This is a genomic window from Nisaea sp., assembly GCF_017640745.1.
In the GTDB taxonomy this organism is placed as follows: domain Bacteria; phylum Pseudomonadota; class Alphaproteobacteria; order Thalassobaculales; family Thalassobaculaceae; genus Nisaea.
Map to the genome: position 1 here is coordinate 1 of NZ_JAEPQA010000017.1, position 22,836 is coordinate 22,836.

Consider the following 22,836-nt stretch of genomic DNA (forward strand, 5'->3'; position numbering starts at 1 on the left):
CGCAAGGCGCTCGGCATAGACCTCCCCGCAAACGCCGTCTTCGCTCACCCCACAGCCAGAGACCTCGCTAAACATGTAAGAGAGGCGAAGAGGGCGGACGAAAAGCCGATCGTGAAGGTGGAGCGGGAGACCGTGCTGCCGTCGCTCGGGCAGGAACAGCTCTGGTTCCTCTCCAGCCTCGAAGGCTCCAACGCCTACAACGTCCCGGACGGTTTCGTCATCGACGGGCCGCTCGATCTGGCGGCGCTTTCCGGCGCGGTCAGCGACATCGTCGCCCGCCACGAGGCGTTGCGGACCGTGCTCGTCGAGGAAGATGGCCGGCTGATCGCGAAGGTGCAGCCGCCTGCGCCGGTCGATGTCCCGCTGGAAACCCTGGAAAGCAGCGATGAGGCGGCGATCCGGGCCTGGTTCGAGCGAAAGGGGCTCGAGAGTTTCGATCTTGGCCGGGACATCCCCGTCCGTGCCTCCGTCGCGGCGCTGCCCGACGGGCGGCATCTGCTGGCGCTTGTGATGCATCACAGTGCGACCGACGGCGGTTCTGCCCCGGTGGTCTATCGCGATCTCACCATGGCGTATCACGCCCGCTGCCGCGGCCGGGCACTCGCCCTGCCGCCGCTCTCCATCGAATATTTCGACTGGGCGGCCTGGCAGCGGGAGCGCATGGCCTCGCCGGAGACGGCGGAGAATGTCGAGAAGGTCGCGCGGCGGCTCGCCAGGGCGCCGCAGACCCTCGATCTACCGGAGGATTTCCAGCGCGCCGATCCGCAGGGCTTCGAAGGAGCCATGCTGCATCTGCCCGTGCCCGGAAAGCTCGCCCGGGCCCTGCGCGGCAAGGCGCGGGACAAGCAGGCGACGCTCTTCATGCTTCTGCTCGCCGGTCTCGGCGTCACGCTGCAGAGACTTTCGGGCGAGAGCGACATCGTCGTCGGCGCCCCGGCCTCCGGACGGGACCGCGGAGAGGTTCAGGACCTTGTCGGCTATTTCGTCAACACGGTGCCGCTGCGTCTGCGGTTCGAGGATGCCGGCTCGCTCGACGACGCGGTCGAGATCGCGCGGCGCGAGGTTCTGGAAGGATTCACCTATCAGGATCTGCCGATGGACCGGGTGGTGCAGGCGCTCGGCCCGGACCGGGCAGCGGGACGAACACCGCTCTTCCGGGTCATGCTGGTGCTGCAGCCGGCCGACCGCATGGCGCTCGCGCTCGACGGTGCGACGGTGACGCCGATGCATATCGACGCGGTCAGCGCGCGTTACGACCTGACCTTCGCCTTCGACGATCTCGGCGACGGACTCGGCCTCGTCGTGCACTACGCCTCCGACCTGTTCAGCGACGCGAGCGCCCGCCGTTTCGCCCGATATTACGAGAAGGTGCTTTCCGATCTCGTCGCCGAACCGGAAACGGATCTGGCGGCGGTCTCCCTCTTCGCGCCGGGCTCGCCGGAGCGGTCGGCGGAAATCGCGGGGGCGGAGATCGTCGATGCGCGCGGCGCGCCGGAGGGCACGGTGGTCTCGCGGTTCGCGGAAATGGCGGCGGCGCACGAATCGCTGCCGGCGCTCGAAGGCCAGGACGGTGCGTCTCTGACCTATGCCGAGCTGGACCGCCTGACGGACGAACTGGCCGCCGGTCTTGCGGCGAGGGGCGTCGGGCGAGGGACGCCGGTCGGTGTCAGCATGGCGCGCGGACCCAAACAGATCGCGCTCTTCCTCGCGGTGCTGAAAGCGGGCGGTGCCTATGTCCCGCTCGACCCGGAACAGCCCGGAGCGCGGCTTGCCGAAATGGCGGCGGATGCCGGTCTCGCGTTCGTGGTGACGGATGGCGGGACGGCATGGCTGCCCGCCGGAGTGGAGGCGGTCGATTGCAATGCGCTCAAGGTTCCGGGCGGCAAGGTGACGTGCCCCGCGACCCTGGGTGCGGACGCCGCCTATATCATGTTCACCAGCGGCTCGACCGGACGTCCGAAAGGCATCCGGGTGCCGCACCGTGCGATCCTTCGGCTCGCGGTTGAGCCGGGCTTTGCGAAGTTCGGTCCCGGCAAGCGTGTCGCGCAGATTGCGACCACGGCCTTCGATGCCGCGACCTACGAGATCTGGTGCGCCCTGTTGAACGGCGCGACCACTGTCGTCGTGGGACGTGAGGCGACCTACGATCCGGATGCGCTCGCGGCGGCATTCGGCACGGCACGGCCGCATTCGATGTTCCTCACGACGGCGGTCTTCAATCGTGCAGCCGCAGCCGAAGCGGATGTGTTTGCCGGGATCGAGGAGATCCTGGTCGGCGGCGAACGGGTGGATCCGGATGCAATGCGCACGGCGCTGGATCGCTGGCCGGGGCTCCGGATTTCCAACGTCTACGGTCCGACCGAGACGACCACTTTCGCGAGCCATTACCCAGTCGATCAGATCGCGGCGGGGGCAGGCAACGTGCCGATCGGTGGGCCGATCCGGGGCACGGCGCTCTATGTGCTCGATGCCAATCTGGAGCCTGTGCCGCGCGGTGTCGCCGGCGAGCTCTATATCGGTGGCGCCGGGCTCGCGGACGGTTATGTCGGACGGCCCGGGCAGACGGCGGAAGCTTTCCTCGCAGACCCGTATGCAGACGAGCCCGGCGCCCGCATGTACCGGACGGGCGACCTCGTCCGGCGAAGGGCGGACGGCGCGGTCGAGTATCTCGGCCGTATCGACCGGCAGATCAAGCTGCGCGGCTTCCGCATTGAGCCGGGCGAGATCGAGGCGGTGCTGCGCGAGGTTTCCGGCGCCGATCAGGTCGTTGTGGATGTGCGCGAAAGCGCCGGCGACCGTGCGCTCTACGGCTGGGCAGTCGCGCCGGAGGGCACGGATACGCGACGCTGGCGCGATGCTCTGGCCGAACGGTTGCCGGGCTGGATGGTGCCGCGGCGGATCGCATTGCTCGACGCGCTGCCGCTCACGCCGAACGGCAAGCTCGACCGGACGGCTCTTGCGCTGCCCGAGGCAGCGGCTAGAGCGGAGGATGCCGGACCGGTGGCATATGCCACGGACACCGAGCGGGAGCTTGCCGCACTCTGGAGCGAACTTCTGGGTGGGGGGAGCTTCCGGCCCGATGACGGTTTCTTCAATGTGGGCGGCCATTCGCTGCTCGGCGTCCGCCTCGTTGCGGGGATCCGCGAGCGCTTCGGCGTCGCGCTGCCGCTACGCACGATCTTCGAGCAGCCCGGCCTCGGGGCCATGGCACGGGCGGTGGATGCGCTGCGACCGGCGGAGGGCGATGCCGCGGCCACGGCGGGTGACGGTCCGATCACGCGCCGGGCGCGGCGGTCCGGCAGGAAAGGCATGGAGCTGACATGAGCCCCGACGGTCTTGGCGACAGGCTGGATGTCGTCCTCGAACCCGATCTGCCGCTCTCGACGATGCAACTCGGTATCCTCGCCGAGCAATGGATGGCGCCCGGGAGCACGCGCTACAACGTGCCCGTCGCCTTTCGCGTCCGCGGCCGGGCGGATCTTGGCGCGCTGCGCGCGGCGCTTGTCTGGCTGGCGGAGCGGCACGAGGTCCTGCGCACGGTCTACCGCGACAGTCCGGACGGGCCCGTGCAGGCGATCGCCGAGGAAGCACCGGACCTTCTGACGGTCGCGTCCGTCGAAACGCCGGAAGCGCTCGGGACGGCCGCGCGGCGCGAAGCGGGACATGTCTTCAACCTGAAATCCGAGCTCCCGCTGCATGCGGCCTATATTTCAGCCGGGCCGGACGACGGCGCTCTGGTGCTTGTTTTTCATCACATCGCCGTCGACGGCTGGTCGCTGCGCCTGTTGCTGGAAGAGCTGGCGGCCGCCTACCGTGCTTTCCTCGAAGGAGACGCGCCGGAGCTGCCGGAGCCGGATCTGCAATACGCCGATTGGGGCGCCTGGCAGCAGGAAAAGCTCGCGCGGCCCGAGGCGGAGGCTCTGCGCCGGGCCGCCATCGACCGGCTTGCAGCCATCGAGGAGGATCTCGGCCTGCCGCCGCGTCCGGCCCTGCGGAACGAGGCGGATAACGGCGCCGAAATGCTGCCTTTCGAGCTGGACGGCGCGACCGTCGGCCGGGCGGAGCAAACGGCACGGCGCCTCGGGGTCAGCCTTTATGCCCTGCTCGCCGGGGCCTACGGCCTCGTGATCGGGCGTCTCTGCGACAGGGACCGGCTCGCCCTCGGCATGCCGGTGGCTCTGCGGGACCGGAGCGAGGTGCATGGCACGGCGGGCTGCTTCGTCAATACCGTGGCCTTCACGGTCGATCTCGAACGGTCGCTGACGCGGGACCGTTTTCTTGGGCGGTTGCGCGATGCGGTGGTCGATGCCCTCGACGCGCGGGAGATTCCGTTCGAGCAGATCATGCGCGGCCTCGCCGAAAAGCGCGGCGATACGGCGCCGGCGGTGCGCTGTTTCTTCAATTTCGACGATGCCGGGATCGCGCCTCCGGACCTGCCGGGAGTGGCGCTGGAGATCCTCGAGTGCGACCGGGGCACAGCCAAGTTCGACCTGATGATGTCCATGGTGCGGAGCGGTGACGGCATCCGCGCCGGGTTCGATCATGCGCTCGGTGTGTTACCGCCCGAGGTCGCGCGCTCGGTGCCGGACCGGTTCCATCGGGCGCTGGACTGGCTCTGCGCGGCGGGGAATCCTGCGCTCTCTGAGTTCTCACTGCTTGAGACCGGCGAAAGCCATCGGGTCGAGACGCTTGGAACGGGCGACGTGCGGGCTGTTCCGGACGATACGCTCGACGGCGGGGTCCTTGCTGCCGCGGAACGCGATCCGGACGGCATCGCGGTCACCGCGCCGGACGGCCGCCTGACGTTCGGTGAACTGGTCACTGCGGCCGAAACATTCGCCGGGCAGCTCGCTTCCGCAGGCACCGGGCACGGCGACCGGGTCCTCGTCATACTGCCGCGCGGGCTGGCCCTGCCGGTGGCGATGCTCGGCGCGCTCAGGGCCGGGGCGGCCTATGTCCCCGTCGATCCGGGAGTCCCGGAGCAAAGGTTGAAGGACGTCGTCGCGGACGCGGAGCCCTCGGCGCTGATCTGCGCGGCGGGTGCCTCCGTGGAAGTCGCTGACACAGTTGCCTTGTTCGAGGCGGACGGAACCGGCTTCCGGCATGTGCGCGGCGGCGGCACGGCGGCAGCGCGGATTGCGGCGCGCCCGGACGATCTCGCCTACATGATCTACACCTCCGGCTCCACGGGACGGCCGAAGGGCGTGATGGTCCCCCATCGCGGAGTGATGAACTATCTTGGCTGGGCGCGCGACGCCTACACCATCGACGAGGGTGACGGCACCGCGGTGCTGACCGCGACCGCGTTCGACGCGACCGTGCTGTCCTTCTGGCTGCCGCTCGTCGCGGGCAAGCCGGTGCATCTGCTGCCCGAGGAAGGCGCCGTCGAGGAACTGGCCGAACGGCTCGCCGTCGGGGCCGGTTACGGCTTCGTCAAGATGACACCCGCGCATCTCGACCTGCTGGCGGAGCTGAAGTCGGTCGCGGCGCAGAAGACAGGCGCGCGGATGTTCGTGATCGGCGGCGAGGCGCTGGCCGTCGCCTCGACCGCACCCTGGCGCCGCGGCGCGCCTGATATCCGGCTGATGAACGAATACGGTCCGACCGAGACCGTGGTCGGCTGCACCTGGCATGAGGCGGATGCCTCCGGCGGCGCGTCGGAGCCGATCGGCAAGGCGATCTGGAACACGAGGCTCTATGTTCTCGACCGCAATCTCGATCCGCTGCCGGCGGGTGTGACGGGCGAGCTCTATGTCGGCGGCGCGGGCGTCTCCTGGGGCTACTGGCGGCGGCCGGGTCTGACGGCGGAGCGCTTTCTCGCCGATCCCTTCGCTGCGGAGCCGGGCGCGCGGATGTACCGGACCGGCGATCTCGTGCGCTGGCGCGCCGACGGCACGCTCGAGTATCTCGGCCGGGCGGACGAGCAGGTGAAGGTCCGCGGCTTCCGGATCGAGCCTGGCGAGATCGAGGCGGGACTTCGTTCCATCGACGGTGTTCAGAACGCGGCGGTGATCGCGGCCGGCGAGGGCAGCGACAAGCGGCTGGTCGCCTTCGTGACCGGAGAGGCCGATCCCGAAAAGTGCCGGGCGCGGCTCGCGGCCCTTTTGCCCGCGCACATGGTGCCGGACCAGATCCAGAAGCACCTCGCGCTGCCATTGACCGGGAGCGGAAAGATCGACCGGCGGCAACTCGCGGCGCTCGCGGCGGAACCGTCGTCTGTGCCCGCCGTAGCCGAAGCGGCGACGGGAGCCGATCCCGAAAAATGCGCGGCGCTGGTCGAACTCTGGCGGACCGTGCTGAAGAACGATGCGGCGGACGCGGGGACCGATTTCTTCAAGTCCGGCGGCACCTCGCTTGCGGCGATCCGTTTGATCGCGCGGCTGAAGCGGAACTTCGGGGTAGAGCCGAGTTTTGCGGACCTTGCTTCTGCGCCGACCCCGGCGGCGCTGGCTGCCCGTCTCTTCGGTGGGGACGGGGCAACCGAACCGGCGCTTCTGCCGGAGGTGCTGGAGATCGTGCGGACGGTCCTGAAACAGCCGGATCTGGGTCCCGACGCGGATTTCTTCAAGTCCGGCGGCACCTCGCTCGCGGCGATCCGCATTGTCGCCCGTCTGAAACGCGCGCTCGGCCGCGAGGTCGCGAGCGACGTGGTGCATCGGGGATTGACGCCTACGGGCATCGCCGCGCTGCTCGATAAGATGGAAACGGCGGCGACTGATAGCGGTCCGGCGCGGACGTTGGCCGAGGGCGAGACGCCCGTTGCATCCCCCGGTGAAGCCCAACTCTGGCTCGAACACGCGCTTGGCGCCGATGCGAGCGCCTATGTCATGCAGGCGGCGATCCGTGTTGCTCTGAACGACCCTGAAACGGAAATCGCGGCGGCTTTTGCCGCCCTTGCCAACCGGCATCCGGTCTTGCGCACGTCTTATCCGGGCGGTGTCGATGGTGCGTCAGTCACGATTGCCGACACACCGAAGCCCGCGATCAGGTGTCTTCGTGGAGGCGAGGATCTCGACGCTTCCGTCAAGGCATCGGCGCGCGCCGATGCGGAAGGCCGCTTTGCCATCGAGAATGGCGAAACCGCACGGCTCACCTATGTCGGGGACGGTGCCGGAAGCGGCGTGCTGGTCCTCTCCCTGCACCATATCGTCTCCGACGGAACGACCCTCGGTGTGTTGCTGAGAGATCTGACCGCGCTGCTGAAAGGCGGTACGCTGCCATCGGCGCCGCAGGCCGACTACCGGGCCTACGCGAAATGGCGCGGCGATCAGGTCTGCGCGACGGAGGCGGCCGAGACGGAGTTCTGGAAAGCGAAGCTGACCGATGCGCCGGGTCCGCTCGATCTGCCGGCAGATCGGGCGCGTCGGCCTGGGCACCGGTCTCGGGGCGCTTCGGTGCTGCTGCGGATAGATCCGGAGCTTGCGCGCCGTGCCGAGACACTGGCGCGGGAGCAGGGCGGGACCTTGCAGGGCCTGCTGGTCTCCGCTTATGCGCTGTTCCTGCACCGCCTGACCGGAGCGGAGGATCTGGTGCTCGGCATTCCGGTCAGTAACCGTCCTGACGGGTTCGAGGATGTCGCGGGGCTCTTTCTCAACACCCTGCCGCTGCGCCTGACCATGGACGGCACCGAGAGCGGTGCCGGACTGCTCGGCCGTGTCCGCGAGGGCATGACGGAACTGCTGAGCCATGCCGGACTGCCGCTGGCCCGGATCGTCGAAGCGGTCAATCCGGAGCGCCTTTCCGGGCGCACGCCGTTGCTGCAGACCGTGCTGGACTGGCGCGAGGCGGCGACCGGCGACGCTTTGGGGACGGATCTGGTCCCGCTGCCGGTGGCGACGGCGCCGTTCGATCTCGCCGTCAGTCTCTCCCGAGATGCAAAAGGGGGGATTGCCGGCGGCTTCATCTATGACGGTGCCCTGCTGGACGAGGCCACGGTCGCGGCCTGGACCCGATCTTTCGCGACGCTTTTCGAGGGCCTGGTCGGAGCCCTCGGACAATTCGTCGGAGCGCTTTCGGCCGTGGCCGACGAGGATCTTCCGCGCTCCGTGTTGCAGGGTCCCGAATCAAGGGAGCTTCCAGGTCTGGATGTGCTCTTGGCGCGGAGCCTGGCGGAACATGCGGATCGGCCGGCGCTCGATTTCGATGGCGCCGTGCTCACCTATGCCGACCTCGAAGGACGGGCACGCGCCGTGTCGCCGGTTTCCGGTCCGGTCGCTATGGTGGCGACCGGCGATCCTGTCGAGCGCGTGGTCGAAGCGCTCGCCGCGCTGCTGTCGGGCAAGGTCCTGGCGCTGATTGATCCTGCGCTGCCGGAAGCGCGCAGGGAACAGATGCGCAGGACGCTCGCCGAGGTGTCCGAGGGAACGGACGGCGCCTATGCCCAGTTCACCAGTGGCTCGACCGGCACGCCCAAGGCGGCGCTGCTCGGGCGTGCCGGGCTCGCCAACCTGATCCGAACCATCGGCAGCGATCTCGAAATCCGGCCGGGCAGCCGGGTGCTGCAGCTGGCGGCTCCGGCCTTCGACGCCTGGGTCTGGGAAGTCTTCACGACGCTCGGCGCGGGCGGCACGCTGGTTCTTGCGGACCGCGAGGCGCTGCAGGCGGGCGCGCCGCTGGCTGCAACCCTGGAGGAGCGCCGCGTCAGCCATGTCACGATCACGCCGTCGGCCCTGGCGGCGCTCGGCGAGCACGACTTCCCGGATCTGCGGACGGTGGTCGCTGCGGGTGAGCCGCTGCCGTCCGATCTTGCGGATCTCTGGGCGCCGGGGCGTCGTCTACTGAACGCCTACGGGCCCTGCGAGACCACGGTCTGCGCGACGCACGGGCTCTGCACGGCCGGGACGTCGTCCGATATCGGTACGCCGATCGCGGGGATGTCCGTCACGGTAACCGACCGCTACGGGCAGCCAGCCATTCCGGGCGCGGTCGGCGAGATCGTGATCGGCGGGATTGGCGTCGGGCTGGGTTATCTCGGCAATGACGACGCGACTGCGGAGAGGTTCTTTGACGGGCCGGACGGTGCGCGGATGTATCGGACCGGGGACATGGCGCGGGTCACGGGCTCCGGGCGGCTCCAGTTCGTCGGGCGGGAAGACCGGCAGGTAAAGGTCCGCGGCGTGCGCATCGAGCTCGACGAGATCGAGCATGCGCTGCGCCATGTTGCCGGCGTCGCGCAGGCGGCGGTGAAGGCAGTTTCGGGCGCGGACGGGCGACCGGCGCTAGCCGCATGGGTGACCGGGCCGGCCGAGAATGCTGCGGGCGAGGTTCGCAGGGCGCTCGGGGAAAAGCTTCCCGAGACCATGCTGCCGGCTTTCCTCAATGTCCTCGAAGCGATGCCGATGACCGTCACGGGCAAGGTCGACCGGACCGCGCTGATGTTGCCGGAAAGCGCCAAGGCAGATGAGGATGAGGCGCCGCGCTCTGAAGCCGAAGCGGAGATTCTCGATATTTTCCGAGAGGTGCTCTCGCTTGGGAAGCGCCCGGGACGGAACCGGAACTTCTTCACCCTTGGCGGCCACTCGCTCCTTGCTGTTCGTCTGGCGGCGAGGTTGGGCGAGACGTTTGGATGCAAACTGCCGCTGCCGCGGGTCTTCGCCAATCCGACCGCTGCAGGCCTTGCCGTACTGGTGTTGGGACAACAGGAGGAACGCGGTCCGTGCCTGCTCCGCACCTTGCGGGACGGTGCGGAGCCGGCGGCCTATCTTGTTCACCCGGTCGACGGATCCGGCGCTGTCTATCAGAAGCTTGCCGATGTCTGGGCCGGGGAGCGCCGTATCGTCGCCCTGGAGCAGGGTGCCGGTTTCGAGACCCTCGCGGCACAGGCAGAGGTCTATGCGGACGTCGTTATGGAAGCGGCGGATGAGGCTGCACCCATCCTGCTCGCGGGCTGGTCGCTCGGCGCGGTTATCGCTGCCGCTGTTTCGGCGCAGTTGCGCAAAGCGGGTAGGGATGTGAGGCTGGTGCTTCTGGATGCCGCCGCACCGTCAGCCGGCGATGCCGAAATCGATGCGGCGGAGATCGAAGCCGCGGCGGCGGAAGCCGGCGCCGACGCGGAGATCGCGGCCCGCGCGCGGGACAATGTCCGCATCGCGGCGGAGCATCGCTTCGCGCCGGTGAGCGGACCGGCCGCGGTCATAAAAGCACGCGGCACCGAACGTCCCGGAGCGGACGACGGGCTGGGTTGGGCGGCGGTATTCGAGCGCGTGACCGCTAAAGAGGCTGCAGGGACACATCAGACATTGCTGCGCGAGGGAGATCTCGCGGGGCTGACGAAGCTGATCGAATTGCTTTGGCACGAGCAAGGGGAGCGATAGGGATGGCAACGGTAGACGGAACCGTACGGCAATTGTTCGCGGGCGAGGATTTCGCTGTCATCGTCGAGGCGGACGGCACGAGCGACAATGCGGCGTCCTGGGTCTCGGCCAATATCGCGGGCATCGAGGACCTGGCGAAGACTCATCCGGTCGTCGTGCTTCGCGGCATCGGCCTGTCCGACGAGAAAGGCTTTCCGCCGGTGCGCGACCTGTTGGTCGGCCGGCCGGCGAACTATGTCTATCGCTCGACCCCGCGCACCGAAGTGCTCGAGGGCGTGCTGACGGCGACGGAATATCCGGCGAGCGAAGAGATCCTGATGCATTGTGAAAACGCCTATCAGCGCGACTGGCCGCTGCGTCTGGTCTTCTGCTGCATCAAGCCGGCGGAGACGGGCGGGCAGACGCCGGTCGCCGACGTGCGCAAGGTGACGCGGGATATCGGAGACGAGATCCTCGACGAGGTCGAGCGCCGGGGCATCCGCTATATCCGGAACTATCACGAGGGCTTCGATCTCGACTGGAAGACGGTGTTCCAGACCGAGGACAGAGGCGAGGTCGAAAGCTTCTGCCGGGCGAACGATATTGATTTCGAATGGACGCCGGACGGCCATCTGAAGACGGCGCAGACCTGTCAGGGCACCGCGCGCCATCCGGTCACCGGCGAGCGGCTCTGGTTCAACCAGGCGCATCTCTTCCATGCCTCCGCGCTCGGCGAGGACGTACTGGAGGATCTGGTCGATATTTTCGGCGAGGACGGGCTGCCGCGCGATGCGCGCTACGGCGACGGCACGCCAATCCCGGGCGAGGTGCTGGAGAAAGTCCGCGCGGCCTTCCAGAAAGAGGCCCGGCAGTTCGACTGGCAGGCGGGCGACGTCATGCTGGTCGACAATATGCTGGCCTCGCATGCCCGCCGGCCCTTCACCGGTTCGCGCCGGGTGCTGGTCAGCATGGGCCGGATGCATTCCGAAATTGAGCAGGTCGCGGGCGCGGCTGAATAGACCGCGAGAAGTAAGAGGCTGGGAGGCCGTCCATGCGCATTGCGCTCGTCAACATGCCGTTCTCGTCGCTGCAGATCCCGTCGATCGCGCTGCACCAGCTCGAGACCGTGGTCCGCGAGAAATTCTCCGACGCCGAGACCAGCGTGCATTACCTGAACCACGATTTCGGGGCGTTGGTCGGACCCGACCTCTATGCCTGGATTTCCGAAAGCCTCGCCGGCCATACCTGCGGCTTTGGTGAATGGCTGTTCCGCCATGCCGCCTTCCCGGAGCACGGCGACAATACCGAGGCCTATTTCGCCCGCTACCTGCACCATTTCGGCAAGGAACAGGTCGAACGCTATCACCGCGAACTGGCGCCGGTGCGTGCCGACCTGCCGCGCATTCTCGACGAGATGATCGAGACCCACGGGCTGGCGGATGCGGATATCGTCGGGCTCACCTCCATGTTCTTCCAGAACATGCCGAGCTTCGCGCTGGCGCGGCGTCTGAAGGAGACGGGTTCGAAGGCGCTGGTGCTGATGGGCGGGGCTAATTGCGAAGGCAATATGGGGATCGAGATCGTCAACAACGTGCCCTGGCTCGACTATGTCTTCTCCGGTCACGCGCTGGTCAATTTCCCGAAGTTCCTAGACGCCTTCAGAGCGGGCGAGACCGAGGCCATGTCGAGGATCGACGGCATCTTCAGCCGGAGCAACAGCCGTTCGATCACCGCGCTCGATCCGTCGGTGAAAGCAAAGCGTCCCTCGGATGCGAAGCCGGAACTGCAGGTGGAGGGCATCAAGGTCGACGGGCCGGAGCGTTCGCTCAACAGCGACGTGCCGCTCGATTACGAGGTCTATCTCGACTCCTACCAGCGCCATTTCGGCGACCATCGCGCGGACGAGGTCGAGCTGCTCTTCGAGACCTCGCGCGGCTGCTGGTGGGGCGAGAAGGCGCATTGCACCTTCTGCGGCCTGAACGGCGCGACCATGAAGTTCCGCGAGATGGGGGTGGATCTCGCGCGCAAGACGATCCAGGAGATGGTCGACAAGTATGCGGACCGGGTGACCCGCTTCGCCAGCGTCGACAACATCATCCCGAAATCCTACACCGACGACCTGCTGCCGGCGCTGAAGGTGCCGGACCACGTCACCCTCTTCTACGAGGTGAAGGCGGATCTTTCCCGCGAGCAGCTGAAGACGCTGGCGACGGCGCGGGTGGTCGAGGTCCAGCCGGGGGTCGAGTCCATCGCGACCGAGACCCTGAAGCTGATGCGCAAGGGTACGACCGCCTTCAACAATATCCGCTTCCTCGCCGACTGCGCGGCCGAGGGGGTGAAGCCGGTCTGGAACCTGCTCGTCGGCTTCCCGGGCGAGTCCGCCGAGACCTTCGAGATGTACCGCAAGAACCTGCCGCGGCTGACCCACCTGCCGCCGCCCTCCGGTGTCTTCCCGGTGCGCTTTGACCGGTTCAGTCCCTATTTCACCCAGGCGGACAGCTTCGGGCTCGATCTCGAGCCGCTGGATTATCACGAGCTGAACTATCCCTTCCCGGAAGAGGTGGTCTGGAACATGGCCTACTATTTCCGCGACCGGAACATCGATGCGCCCTACCAGGTCGATCTCGCCGAGCATCTGGCGCATCTGCGCGAGGCGGTGACGAAGTGGCGGGCGCGCTGGGAATCCGAGGCGGGAGCGCCGCGGCTCCGCCTGATCGAGGACGATTATGGCTGGCTGGTCGAGGACCAGCGGACCGGCCACAAGGTCGAGCACGAACTCGACGATCCGGATGTCGAACTGCTGCGGGCGCTTGAAACGCCGCAGGCGATCTCCAAGGCGCGCGAGATGAATGCCGACAGCCTCGCCTATCTGCAGGAGCTGGGGCTGCTGTTCGAGGAGCGCGGCCGGGTGATGTCACTGGTCATGGAGGGCACGCGGCACGATCTCGATGCCGGTCTGCACAGCTTCGCCGGCTCGAAGGGACGGGCGGAGAACGCGGCGCTCGGCCTCACCTTCTAAGGGCGTCCAACTGCCGGACATGAAAAAAAGCCGCGGCATCCACCGCGGCTTTTCTTCTGAGCCCAGGGAGAGGACTCAGTTCTTTTTCTTCATTTCCTCGGAGAGCGAGGCCTTCATCGCGGCCGTGTCGACATCTTCGAGTGTCCCGCCGGACTCGAAATGCTCGATGAAGAGCTTGCCGATGGTCCGGCTGGCGAGGTTCGAGAGGCCCGCCATGCCGACGAAGCCGACACCGAGGCCCCAGCCGGGAACACCCTTCAGGAAGGTGCTGACGACACCGCTGGTCACGGCCCAGGGCGCGACGCCGCCGGCGATCGCGCTCAGGATCGCGCGAACCCACTTCTCGGAGAAGGGAACGTCGTAATGCTTGCAGAGCGCCACCACCATGGCGACCTGGGTACCGGAGATCCCGGCGATGTCCGCGAAGGGGATCGGCAGCACGCCGAAGGCGGACGACCAGGCGGCGTATTTCGAGACGATCGCGTTCGCCTGGGCGCGCCGGAGCGTGTGGTTGACGACAACGGGTTCGGAAGCGACGGCTTCGGTTTCTGCAGTCATGGCAACACCTGCTGAGGTTGTTTGAGACGTGGTTGACGAAGAGGCAGCGGCCTTTTCCGGCCGCTTGTCGGTGGTTCTTGAGGACGGTCGCGCGCTGCGCGTTGCTGCTCCGGATGAAGCTGCCGCGGCGGATTTCTTCGCTGCGGCAGGTTTCTTCGCCCCCGCTTTCGCGGCGCTCTTTTCAGCGCCGGGTGCGGTGTTTGCCGGGCGCGCGGCGGTACGTCCCGTCGTTCTGGAAGAAGTGCCGGGCCGTTGTGTGCGGCGCAGTTCCGGGAGTTTCTTGCTCATACCGTCTCGCTTGCTTTTCCTGCCTTCGCGCGGCGGCGAGACAGCAGTCTGTCGGTCTCGGCCGCAAATTGTGCGATCTCCGCCGCGGCCGCGCCGCGGGGCTGGTAATAGCTCGGTGTGGTTCCCGCCAGAGCGGCTTCACCATAAGCGACTCGGGCCGGAAATTCTACATTCATGGGTTGAAGCCCGGCATCTTCCATCTGCGCGCGCATGTGCCGCGCGATCACGCTGCCCCGCGTGGTCTGGCTGAGGACGAAGCGCACCGGCGCGGAGCTGAGCCGGGCCACATGCTCCGCCGTGTCGGCCGCCACCTGATAGTCGATCGGCGAGGGGCGCATCGGGATCAGCAGCAGGTCCGCTCGGCGGATCGCCGCGTCCGTCGCCTCGGACTGGAAACCGGGCGTATCGATGATGATGGTCTCGAACCCGTCTTTCAGAAAGGCGTCGATCTGTTTCTCGACCGTCCCCGGGCCGGCGGTGGCCGCCGCCAGGTCCGCGAGATCCTCACCGGCCTCGATCCAGCGCACCAGCGTTCCGGCCGGATCGGCATCGATCAGCGCGACTTTGGCGCCTTGCTTGTGCCAATAGGCGCCGAGGCACATCGCGGACGTGCTCTTGCCGCTTCCGCCCTTCATGGTGACGAAGGTGATGATCTTCGCTGGCACCCGGCCTCCTTCGGAACGTTCGCCTGTCCCCGGAGTTGATCGATGTAAAACTCAAGAATTGCAGAAGTTTAGCAGGCGATGCGGTAGGTTGTCAGAATATTTTGCGACAAGGTGTCGCGACCGAAAGCGGATCGAAGGGACGGTATGAGCGGTTTTCCAGCGCCTTCGGCATCCTGGCATTTTCCGGAGCCCGGTCTTCCGGTCTTCATGGCGGAGGCTGTCTTCGAGCACCGTCTCTCGGAACCGGCCGATTTCGCCGCGGCAGGCATCCCGATGCCGGAGGATCTGGCCGAGGCCGTGCCGATGCGCCGCGCGGCCCATCTCGCCGGACGGATCTGCGCCCGGGAGGCCTTGCGTGCGGCAGGAGCAGCCGAGCATATGGTCGGCCGGGACCGGTCGGGCGCACCGATCTGGCCCGCCGGATATCTCGGATCGATCACGCATGCGGGACAACTGGCGGCAGCCGCGGTCATCCGCGCCGATGCGTGCCGGGGCCTCGGGCTCGATTACGAGATCTGCATGACCGGGGAGGTCGCGGAAGAGATATCCGACCTCGTCCTGCGCCCGGCCGACAGGAAGGGGATCGCCGCTCTGGCGGGAGTTTCCTTCGAGGAGGGGGCGACGCTGGTCTTCTCTCTCAAAGAGAGCCTCTACAAGGCGATCGCTCCGTCGCTCGGTACTTTTACCGGCTTCGAAGACGCGGAACTCGCCTCGATCGGCGACGGCCGGGCCCGGCTCCGGCTGGTGCGCCGGCTGTCGGACGCCTTGCCGGACGGCACCGAGGTGGACTGTGTCTATGCGCTCACGGGCGGTGCCGTGCGGACTCTTGCCGTGCTGGCCTAATCGTTCGTGTCGAGCCGGTTCAGGACCTTGCCGGCGATGTCGCGGTAATTGTCGTCCTCGTTGACCTCCGGGCCGAGTCCGAGCGCACCCATGCGGGCCTGCCACTCGACCGTCGCGCTCGCCATGTCCGGAGAAAAGCCGAGATCCGCCACGGTCTTCACCACCTCGCGCATCTCCGCCGCCCGGCGGATGCCATGGGCGAGAGAGCGCTCGAAATTGTAGGCGGAGCGGGCGCGCCAGTCGAAATCGGGATTGCTCGCCTGCAGCGAGGACAGCACCTCGTCATCGACTCCGGCGCGGACGGCGGCGAGCACGCATTCGGCGGTCAGCGCCTCCATGCCCTTCATCATGATGGAGCGGATCATCTTGATCGAGGAGGCGGAGCCGACCGGTCCCTCGACCACGCGGGGCGCCATCGGCAGGGCTTCCAGCAGCGGCTTTACCGTTTCGGCATGTGGCCCCGCCAGCAGCAGCGGCACCATGTTCCGTTTCGGATAGACCGGCGCCATCACCGCGATATCGACATAGCGCGCGCCGGCCGCCTCGACGGTCTCCGCCGCGCTCTTCTTCGTCGAGGGCGCGCAGGAATTCAGGTCGAGCCAGAGCGCTCCGGGTTTCAGATACGGCGCGCAACCGCCGGCCGCGATCGCCGCCTGGTCCGCCGTCACAGTGCAGAACACCATGTCCGCATCCTGGACTGCTTCGGCCGCGCTCATCCGGCCGGCGACGCCGAATTCCTGATAGCGCGAAAGCATGGCGGGTCGCTCAGCCTCGTCGTCGGTCTTGATGTCGAAGACGCGGATGTCCGGCACATCTTTCCATCCGCTGACGATGGCGCTGCCGGCTTCGCCGAAGCCGATGAAGGCAATTCTCTGGTCCATGAATCTCGTTCCGTCGCGAAGAAAGTGACGCATTCTGTCAGGCAAAAACCGTCCCGTCGAACAGCTTCCGCGCGGTGCGCAGGATCGCGGCGCTGGTGACGCTCCCGGCCGCATCCATCTCCGCGACGATGGTGGTTTCGCCGATCGGATGCTCGATGGAGAGCGTTTTGCGCAGACCGTCCGGGATCACAGCCAGCTCGGAGCCGACCGCGCCTTCGGTCAGGCAGGCGGTGGCGACCGTAACGGCGCCGAGCACGCCGATGGAGGCGTGGCAGCGGTGCGGGATGAAGGTCCGGGTGGAGATCGCCCCGCCGTTCCGGGGAGCAGACAGCATGGTCATCTTCGGTACCGACTTTTCCGTCACGTCGCCGAGAGTCATCAGCGGACCGGCCTTGAGGCGGATCGCCTCCAGCTTTGCCCGGAGCATATCGTTCGCCTCAAGCTCCTCGCGGGTCTCCGTTCCGGCGATGCCGAGATCGGCGGCGCGCAGGATGACGCAGGGCATGCCGTTGTCGATCAGCGTCGCTTCCACACCTTCGATGACGTCGATCACATTTCCACTCGGGAGCAGCGCGCCGCAGGTGCTGCCCGCCGTGTCGCGGAAGGCGATCGGGACGGGTGCCGAGGTTCCCGGCACGCCGTCGATCTTTGCCTCGCCCTCGTAGCTGACCTTGCCGCCGGGAGTGCGGACCGTCGCCGTCGCGGTCTGGTCCGTATTCTCCATGAAGATCGAGACCGGGGTTTCCCCGTCCTCTGCCTTGACCAGCCCGCGCTCGATGGCGAAGGGGCCGACGCCGGCGAGGATGTTGCCGCAATTCTGCGCATCCGTGACGATGGCCTGATCGACGAAGACCTGCAGGAAGAGGTAGTCGACGTCGATCCCGGGACGCTTGGACGGCTTCACCACGGCGACCTTGGAAGTCAGCGGATCGGCGCCGCCGAGACCGTCGATCTGGCGCGGGTCGGGCGAACCCATGACGCGAAGCAGGAAGGCATCCCGTTCCGAGGTATCTGCCGGCAGGTCGGAGGCGAGGAAGTAACCGCCCTTGGAGGTCCCGCCCCGCATCCACATGGCGCGGACGCCGTCAGACATATTTGAGGCCCTTTTCGGCCAGCTTGCCGCGCATGTCGTACATGTCGAGACCGAGCACGCCGCTCGCCAGTTTCGCCCGCTTCTCGCCCTCGTTGGCGATCCGGGCGCGGGTTTTCTCCAGCACCTCTTCGGCCTCGGCGCGGCGCACGACACAGACCCCGTCATCGTCGGCGACGATGATGTCGCCCGGATCGACGGCGGCGCCGGCGCAGACAACCGGCACGTTCACCGAGCCGAGGGTCTCCTTCACCGTGCCCTGGGCGCAGATCGCCTTCGACCAGACGGGGAAGCCCATCTCGGTCAGGTCCTTCACGTCGCGCACGCCCGCATCCAGCACCATGCCGACGCAGCCCCGCGCCTTGGCGGAGGTCGCCAGCAGGTCGCCGAAATAGCCGGCGTCCGACGGCGAGGTGGTCGCCATGACCATGATGTCGCCCGCCTTCAGCTGCTCGATCGCGACATGGATCATCCAGTTGTCGCAGGGCGGGGCGAGGATGGTGACTGCCGAGCCGGCGACCGCGGCGCCGGCATAGATCGGCCGCATGTAGGAGGCGAGCAGTCCCTTGCGGCCCTGTGCCTCGTGCACCGCGGCGACGCCGCACTCCCCGAGTGCCTTGATGATCGCGGGATCGGCCCGCTCGATATTCTGGACGACGACGGACATCAGTGTGCTCCTCCCTCGACGGGCGGCGTTCCGTGGGTGTGGAACGATTCAATGGTCTTGAGGCCCCAGGCCTGACCCTTCTTGCGGTCGCTCTCGGTCCAGGTGACGGTCTCCCAGTCCGGCGCGAGGATCAGGCGGGCGCCGGCATTGGCGACCTCGACCCGGTTTCCGGCCGGCTCCCAGACATAGAGGAAGAAGGTGCCCTGGACGGCGTGCTTGTGCGGGCCGGTCTCGATGAAGACCCCGTTCTCGAGGAAGATGTCGGCGGCGCGCAGGATCTCCTCGCGCTGGTCGACCGCGTAGGTGACGTGGTGGAAGCGGCCCTTCACTCCGGTCATGTCCTTGGTGTAGGCGATGTCGTAGGTCTTGTTGTTGACCGTGAACCAGCAGCCGGCAAGGGCGCCGCTATCGAGCACGATCTGTTCGGTGACGCGGGAGCCGAGCGCCTTCTGCATGAAGTCGCGGATCGCCTCGACGTTGGTGGCGAGCAGGTTCAAATGGTCGAGCCGGCGGACGCCGACGCCGCGCCCGTGGAAGCGCTGGGCGATGTTCTTCAGCGCCGGTTTTTCCTCCGGCGGGGCGACGTACCTGTTCGTGTCGTAATAAAGCTCGAACACATGCCCGTCCGGATCCGTGAAGCGGTAGGCGCGGCCGTGGCCGAGATCGCCGTCGACCCAGCCGATGCCGCAGCCCATCTCCTCGATCACCTTGATGCGCCGCTCCAGCGCCTCGGGGGAACTGGTGCGGTAGGCGACATGGCCGACGCCGGTGGTGTCCGAGCGGGTCAGCTTCAGGCTGTGATACTCGTAATCGTCGAAGGCGCGGAGATACGCGGAGGACTCGTCCCGTCCGCTTTCAGTCAGGCCGTAGACATTGACGAAGAAATTCAGGCTCTCCTCGAACTTGTCGGTCAGGAGCTCGACATGGGCGAGGTGGGCGACGTCAAAACAGGGTTCTGCCATGGCTCAAAGCTCGTCGACGGTGCGCGGGAAGACGGACTGGAAGCCCTCGGCATAGCGCGCGTTGCGCCCGCCGGACTGGCCGCCCGAATTCCGCCGGAAATGGTTGCCGCGGTTCTCCGCGACGTTGGTGTAGTACTTCCAGAGATGCTCCTGGCCTTCCATGCATTCGATGGCGGCCTGCTTCTTGTCCCAGACATCGGTGATGTCGAGGAAGGTGTCCGGCTTCCAGCCCATCTGCTCGGTCTGGTGCGGTTCGAAGAGATAGAGCTGCGGCGCGCCGAGCACCGTCTCTCCCGGATTGTGTCCCCAGGCCTGCGCAATCATGCGCGCTTCGAGCGCCACCGAGGTCGTGTACATGTGGTCGGTGTTGTAGGGATCGTAGTGCGAGTGGGACATCATGAAGCGCGGCTGCACCTCGCGGATGATGTCGACCAGCTTGTACTTGTCCTCGCGCTCCAGGATCAGCGGATAGTCGCCGAGATCCATGAAGCGGATGTCGGCGACGCCGAGTGCGGCGGCGGCGTTCTCCGCCTCGGTGCGGCGCGCGGCCTTCACCTTCTCCAGCGTCATGCCGCTTTCCTTCCAGAGCTTCGCGGACTCTCCGCGTTCGCCATAAGACAGGCACACGACGGTGACGTCGTAGCCGAGGCTCTGGTGTTTCGCGATGGCTCCTCCCGCGCGCCAGACGAAGTCGGCGGCGTGCGCGCTGATCACGAGCGCGGTTTTCTTCTCGGACATTTTGGCCTCTGAGTTTGATTTTCTGCCCGACTATGCGCCGCGATGCGGAAAGGGGCCAACTTCAAAGGGCGATGCGCGATATAAGAAATATGCATAAGGTGTGTTTCTGAATGGTGGAGCAGCGCGGCCGTGGAGCCTGATCGCCTCAATCTTCGGCACTTGAGGGCGTTCTGCGAGGCGGCCGCTCTCGGGAGTATCAGCCGCGCTGCGGAGCAGGTGCATCTCTCGCAGCCGGCCGTGACGCAGGCGATCGCCAAACTGGAGACCCTGCTCGACGCACCGCTGTTCGAGCGGACGGCGGACGGGCTCAACCTAACCGAGTCGGGCAAGCTTTTCCTGCTGCGGGCCAAGCGCGCGCTCGGCCATATCGCGGACGGCGCGCGGACTGGCGGCCGCAAGGGCTCCCGCCCGGCGGAGAATTTCGAGCGCCGGGTCACGGCGGCGCAGCTGCGGGCCCTGCTCGCGGTCTCCAAGACGGGAAATTTTTCGATTGCTGCCCGCTCACTCGGCATGTCCCAGTCGGCGCTCTACCGGACCGCCCGCAGCCTCGAGAAGGATGCCGGCGTTCCGCTCTTCGAGGTGGTGTCGCAGGGCGTCGTGCTGACGCGGGCGGCAGAGCGCCTCGCCCGCCATTCCGGCCTCGCCTTTGGCGAGCTGGCGCAGGGGATGGAGGATGTCGCGGCCCGCAACGGACGCGACACAGCACGGATCACGCTCGGCACGCTGCCGCTCGCCCGCACCTACATTCTGCCCCGCGCCATCACCGCTTTTCTGGCCGAGCGCCCGGATGCCTATATCAGCGTCGTCGACGGACCCTATAACGCGCTTCTGCAGGCGCTCCGCCATGGCGCTATCGACATGCTGATCGGCGCGCTCCGGGAGCCCGGCATCGTCGCGGATATCGAGCAGCGCACTCTCTTCGAGGACCGGCTTGAGCTTGTCGCCCGGCCGGCACATCCGCTCGCCGGGCGGGACGATCTCACCCTCGAGGACCTTACCGACTATACCTGGATCGTGCCGCGCCCGGGGGCGCCGACCCGGGCCAGGTTCGACGAGATGTTCGCCGGCAGCGATGCCCCGCCGACCCATATCGTCGAGGCAAGCTCGCTGATCCTGATCCGCGGCATCCTGACCGAGAGCGATGCGGTCGCGCTGATCTCTGCCCATCAGGTGCGGCACGAGGAGTCGCTCGACATCCTCGCGCGGCTGAATTTCCACGTGCCCTCGGCCCCGCGCCGGATCGGCCTGTCGCTGCGCCGCGGCTGGCGTCCGACGCTCTCTCAGAAGCGCATGATCGAGCTTCTGGTCGAGGCCGGCACCGAGGTCGCGGCGCATTATCCGGGGCCGTACTGAAGGCGGTCAGCCCGCCAGATGCTTCTGGAAGAAGGCCGTCGTCCGCTCCCAGGCGAGCTTCGCCGCCGCCTCGTCGTAGCGCGGGGTCGAGTTGTTGTGAAAGCCGTGCTTGGTGCCCGGATAGACATGCATCTCGTAATCGACGCCGTGCGCCTTCAGCGCCGCCTCGTAGCCGTCCTTGCCGGCATTCACCCGCGGGTCATCCTCGGCATACTGGATCATCATCGCGGCCTTGATGTTGGCGACGCCGGCATCCTCGGGCGCGCGTCCGTAGAACGGCACGCCCGCGGCGAGATCCGCGCCCATCTCGACCGCGAGCCAGTTCGTCACGCCGCCGCCGAAACAGAAGCCGGTGGCGCCGAGCTTGCCGTTCGAGAGCTCGTGGCCCTTCAGGAACTTCGCGCCGTTCAGCAGGTCGACCATCAGCTTGTCCCGGTCGAGACTGGCCTGCATCGCCTTGCCGTCGTCGTCGTTGCCCGGATAGCCGCCGAGGGGCCAGAGCCCGTCCGGCGCGAAGGCGAGGAACCCGGCGACCGCCGCGCGCCGCGCCACGTCCTCGATATAGGGATTGAGGCCCCGGTTCTCGTGGATCACCAGCACCGCCGGAAACGGCCCGCTGCCGGCCGGCTGCACCAGATAGCCGCGCATCTCGCCGCCGTTGCCGCCGGGCGAGTCGTAGAGCTCGTAGGTCGCCTTGATGCGCGGATCGGTGAAGGAGATGGTCTGTGCCGCGGCATATTTCGGCAGCAGCGCCTGGGCCATCGCCAGCCCCGAACCGCCCACCACGGCCATCGCCGCCGCCCGCCTCAAAAACTCGCGCCGCTCCATCGCGGAGTGGCAGTATTCGTCGTAAAGCGCGTAGATCTTCGGATCGATTTTCTGTTCGTCCATGTCCCTGCCTCCCTGCGGCCGGTTGTGTTTGTGAAAGGGAGATAGCGTATGCGGGACGTCGGGAAAGAGTGAGGTGGAAAAGCCGCCGCTTCTGCATCCGCGGAACCCGGGCTAGAAAAGGGAAAACGTCCTGAGGGGGGGGACCTGAAATGACCCACACGATCCACATCCTGAACGGCCCGAACCTGAACAAGCTCGGCAAGCGGGAGCCGACGATCTACGGGCGCACCACGCTCGAGACTATTGAGGGCTGGTGCCGGGAGGCCGCGCGCGGGCCGATCGAATTCCGGCAGAGCAACCACGAGGGCACGCTGATTGACATGATCCACGAGGCCGAGGACGAGGCGGACGGGTTGATCATCAATCCGGCGGGCCTCAGCTTCCAGTCGGTGCCGCTCTTTGACGCGCTGAAGATCTTCGAGGGTCCGAAGATCGAGCTGCATATCTCCAACATCCATGCCCGCGACGCGCTGCACCAGCACTCGATCATGTCCTCGGCGGTGACCGCCGTGATCTGCGGCCTCGGCCCGCGCGGCTACGTGACGGCGCTCGGTGCGATGTACGACCTGCTGGAGGCGAAGGGCTAGCG

The 22,836-nt window shown here is 67.1% G+C and carries 15 protein-coding genes; 7 read left to right on the top strand and 8 right to left on the bottom strand.

The window, feature by feature from the left end; all coding sequences use genetic code 11:
- The 4 genes from JJ959_RS12910 to JJ959_RS12925 all read left to right on the top strand — a co-directional run.
- Nucleotides 1-3,324, top strand: a 3,324-nt coding sequence (locus JJ959_RS12910) for an amino acid adenylation domain-containing protein (RefSeq protein ID WP_292884186.1), incomplete at its 5' end; no start/stop codon positions are given.
- A complete protein-coding gene (locus JJ959_RS12915; RefSeq protein ID WP_292884188.1) occupies nucleotides 3,321-10,313 on the top strand; it encodes a non-ribosomal peptide synthetase in 6,993 nt (2,330 codons plus the stop codon). The genes JJ959_RS12910 and JJ959_RS12915, both read left to right, overlap by 4 nt.
- A gap of 2 nt (nucleotides 10,314-10,315) precedes the next feature.
- Nucleotides 10,316-11,311 (top strand): TauD/TfdA family dioxygenase, encoded by a 996-nt coding sequence (locus tag JJ959_RS12920; RefSeq protein WP_292884190.1) that lies wholly within the window; start codon nucleotides 10,316-10,318, stop codon nucleotides 11,309-11,311.
- Nucleotides 11,312-11,343: 32 nt separating this feature from the next.
- Complete coding sequence (locus JJ959_RS12925; protein ID WP_292884191.1) at nucleotides 11,344-13,311, top strand: RiPP maturation radical SAM C-methyltransferase; 1,968 nt, start codon at nucleotides 11,344-11,346, stop codon at nucleotides 13,309-13,311.
- Nucleotides 13,312-13,386: 75 nt separating this feature from the next.
- Here the strand turns inward: JJ959_RS12925 and JJ959_RS12930 are convergent, their stop codons facing one another.
- Complete coding sequence (locus tag JJ959_RS12930) at nucleotides 13,387-13,869, bottom strand: DUF697 domain-containing protein (RefSeq protein ID WP_292884193.1); 483 nt, start codon at nucleotides 13,867-13,869, stop codon at nucleotides 13,387-13,389.
- Nucleotides 13,870-14,153: 284 nt separating this feature from the next.
- The gene (locus tag JJ959_RS12935; RefSeq protein WP_292884194.1) at nucleotides 14,154-14,822 is read right to left on the bottom strand and encodes a ParA family protein; all 669 of its coding nucleotides are present in this window, start codon (nucleotides 14,820-14,822) and stop codon (nucleotides 14,154-14,156) included.
- A 144-nt stretch (nucleotides 14,823-14,966) separates the two neighbouring features.
- On the opposite strand from JJ959_RS12935, the gene JJ959_RS12940 reads away from it, so the two are divergent.
- On the top strand, nucleotides 14,967-15,665 hold the full coding sequence (locus tag JJ959_RS12940) for a 4'-phosphopantetheinyl transferase superfamily protein (RefSeq protein ID WP_292884196.1): 699 nt from the start codon (nucleotides 14,967-14,969) through the stop codon (nucleotides 15,663-15,665).
- Here the strand turns inward: JJ959_RS12940 and JJ959_RS12945 are convergent.
- From JJ959_RS12945 to JJ959_RS12965, 5 genes are read right to left on the bottom strand one after another with little or no spacing between them, the layout of a single operon-like run.
- Nucleotides 15,662-16,546 (bottom strand): DUF1932 domain-containing protein, encoded by an 885-nt coding sequence (locus tag JJ959_RS12945; protein WP_292884197.1) that lies wholly within the window; start codon nucleotides 16,544-16,546, stop codon nucleotides 15,662-15,664. The two genes, JJ959_RS12940 and JJ959_RS12945, sit on opposite strands and share 4 nt — an antisense overlap.
- Nucleotides 16,547-16,583: 37 nt before the next feature.
- The gene (locus JJ959_RS12950; protein WP_292884199.1) at nucleotides 16,584-17,639 is read right to left on the bottom strand and encodes a 4-oxalomesaconate tautomerase; all 1,056 of its coding nucleotides are present in this window, start codon (nucleotides 17,637-17,639) and stop codon (nucleotides 16,584-16,586) included.
- Nucleotides 17,632-18,303, bottom strand: coding sequence for a 4-carboxy-4-hydroxy-2-oxoadipate aldolase/oxaloacetate decarboxylase (locus tag JJ959_RS12955; RefSeq protein WP_292884201.1), 672 nt, complete (start codon nucleotides 18,301-18,303; stop codon nucleotides 17,632-17,634). Before JJ959_RS12955 ends, JJ959_RS12950 begins: the two co-directional genes overlap by 8 nt.
- Entirely contained in the window at nucleotides 18,303-19,265 is a 963-nt protein-coding gene (locus JJ959_RS12960) for a catechol 2,3-dioxygenase (protein ID WP_292884203.1), read from the bottom strand. The genes JJ959_RS12955 and JJ959_RS12960 overlap by 1 nt, the downstream gene beginning before the upstream one ends.
- Nucleotides 19,266-19,268: 3 nt before the next feature.
- On the bottom strand, nucleotides 19,269-20,003 hold the full coding sequence (locus JJ959_RS12965) for a PIG-L deacetylase family protein (RefSeq protein ID WP_292884205.1): 735 nt from the start codon (nucleotides 20,001-20,003) through the stop codon (nucleotides 19,269-19,271).
- Nucleotides 20,004-20,132: 129 nt separating this feature from the next.
- Between JJ959_RS12965 and JJ959_RS12970 the strand changes: the two genes are divergently transcribed.
- A complete protein-coding gene (locus JJ959_RS12970; protein ID WP_292884206.1) occupies nucleotides 20,133-21,356 on the top strand; it encodes a LysR family transcriptional regulator in 1,224 nt (407 codons plus the stop codon).
- A gap of 6 nt (nucleotides 21,357-21,362) precedes the next feature.
- On the opposite strand, the gene JJ959_RS12975 is transcribed toward JJ959_RS12970, so the two are convergent.
- Nucleotides 21,363-22,247 (bottom strand): dienelactone hydrolase family protein, encoded by an 885-nt coding sequence (locus JJ959_RS12975; RefSeq protein ID WP_292884208.1) that lies wholly within the window; start codon nucleotides 22,245-22,247, stop codon nucleotides 21,363-21,365.
- A gap of 149 nt (nucleotides 22,248-22,396) precedes the next feature.
- Here JJ959_RS12975 and JJ959_RS12980 point away from each other — a divergent pair, with 149 nt between their 5' ends.
- Nucleotides 22,397-22,834, top strand: a complete 438-nt coding sequence (locus JJ959_RS12980; RefSeq protein WP_292884210.1) for a type II 3-dehydroquinate dehydratase — start codon at nucleotides 22,397-22,399, stop codon at nucleotides 22,832-22,834.
- Nucleotides 22,835-22,836 lie beyond the last annotated feature (2 nt).

Bases quoted from the DNA above. Each gene is read 5' to 3' on its own strand.
- JJ959_RS12960 (WP_292884203.1), bottom strand. From the start codon at position 19,265: ATGGCAGAACCCTGTTTTGACGTCGCCCACCTCGCCCATGTCGAGCTC.
- JJ959_RS12915 (WP_292884188.1), top strand. From the start codon at position 3,321: ATGAGCCCCGACGGTCTTGGCGACAGGCTGGATGTCGTCCTCGAACCC.
- JJ959_RS12980 (WP_292884210.1), top strand. From the start codon at position 22,397: ATGACCCACACGATCCACATCCTGAACGGCCCGAACCTGAACAAGCTC.
- JJ959_RS12940 (WP_292884196.1), top strand. From the start codon at position 14,967: ATGAGCGGTTTTCCAGCGCCTTCGGCATCCTGGCATTTTCCGGAGCCC.
- JJ959_RS12950 (WP_292884199.1), bottom strand. From the start codon at position 17,639: ATGTCTGACGGCGTCCGCGCCATGTGGATGCGGGGCGGGACCTCCAAG.
- JJ959_RS12945 (WP_292884197.1), bottom strand. From the start codon at position 16,546: ATGGACCAGAGAATTGCCTTCATCGGCTTCGGCGAAGCCGGCAGCGCC.
- JJ959_RS12930 (WP_292884193.1), bottom strand. From the start codon at position 13,869: ATGACTGCAGAAACCGAAGCCGTCGCTTCCGAACCCGTTGTCGTCAAC.
- JJ959_RS12920 (WP_292884190.1), top strand. From the start codon at position 10,316: ATGGCAACGGTAGACGGAACCGTACGGCAATTGTTCGCGGGCGAGGAT.
- JJ959_RS12925 (WP_292884191.1), top strand. From the start codon at position 11,344: ATGCGCATTGCGCTCGTCAACATGCCGTTCTCGTCGCTGCAGATCCCG.
- JJ959_RS12955 (WP_292884201.1), bottom strand. From the start codon at position 18,303: ATGTCCGTCGTCGTCCAGAATATCGAGCGGGCCGATCCCGCGATCATC.
- JJ959_RS12975 (WP_292884208.1), bottom strand. From the start codon at position 22,247: ATGGACGAACAGAAAATCGATCCGAAGATCTACGCGCTTTACGACGAA.
- JJ959_RS12965 (WP_292884205.1), bottom strand. From the start codon at position 20,003: ATGTCCGAGAAGAAAACCGCGCTCGTGATCAGCGCGCACGCCGCCGAC.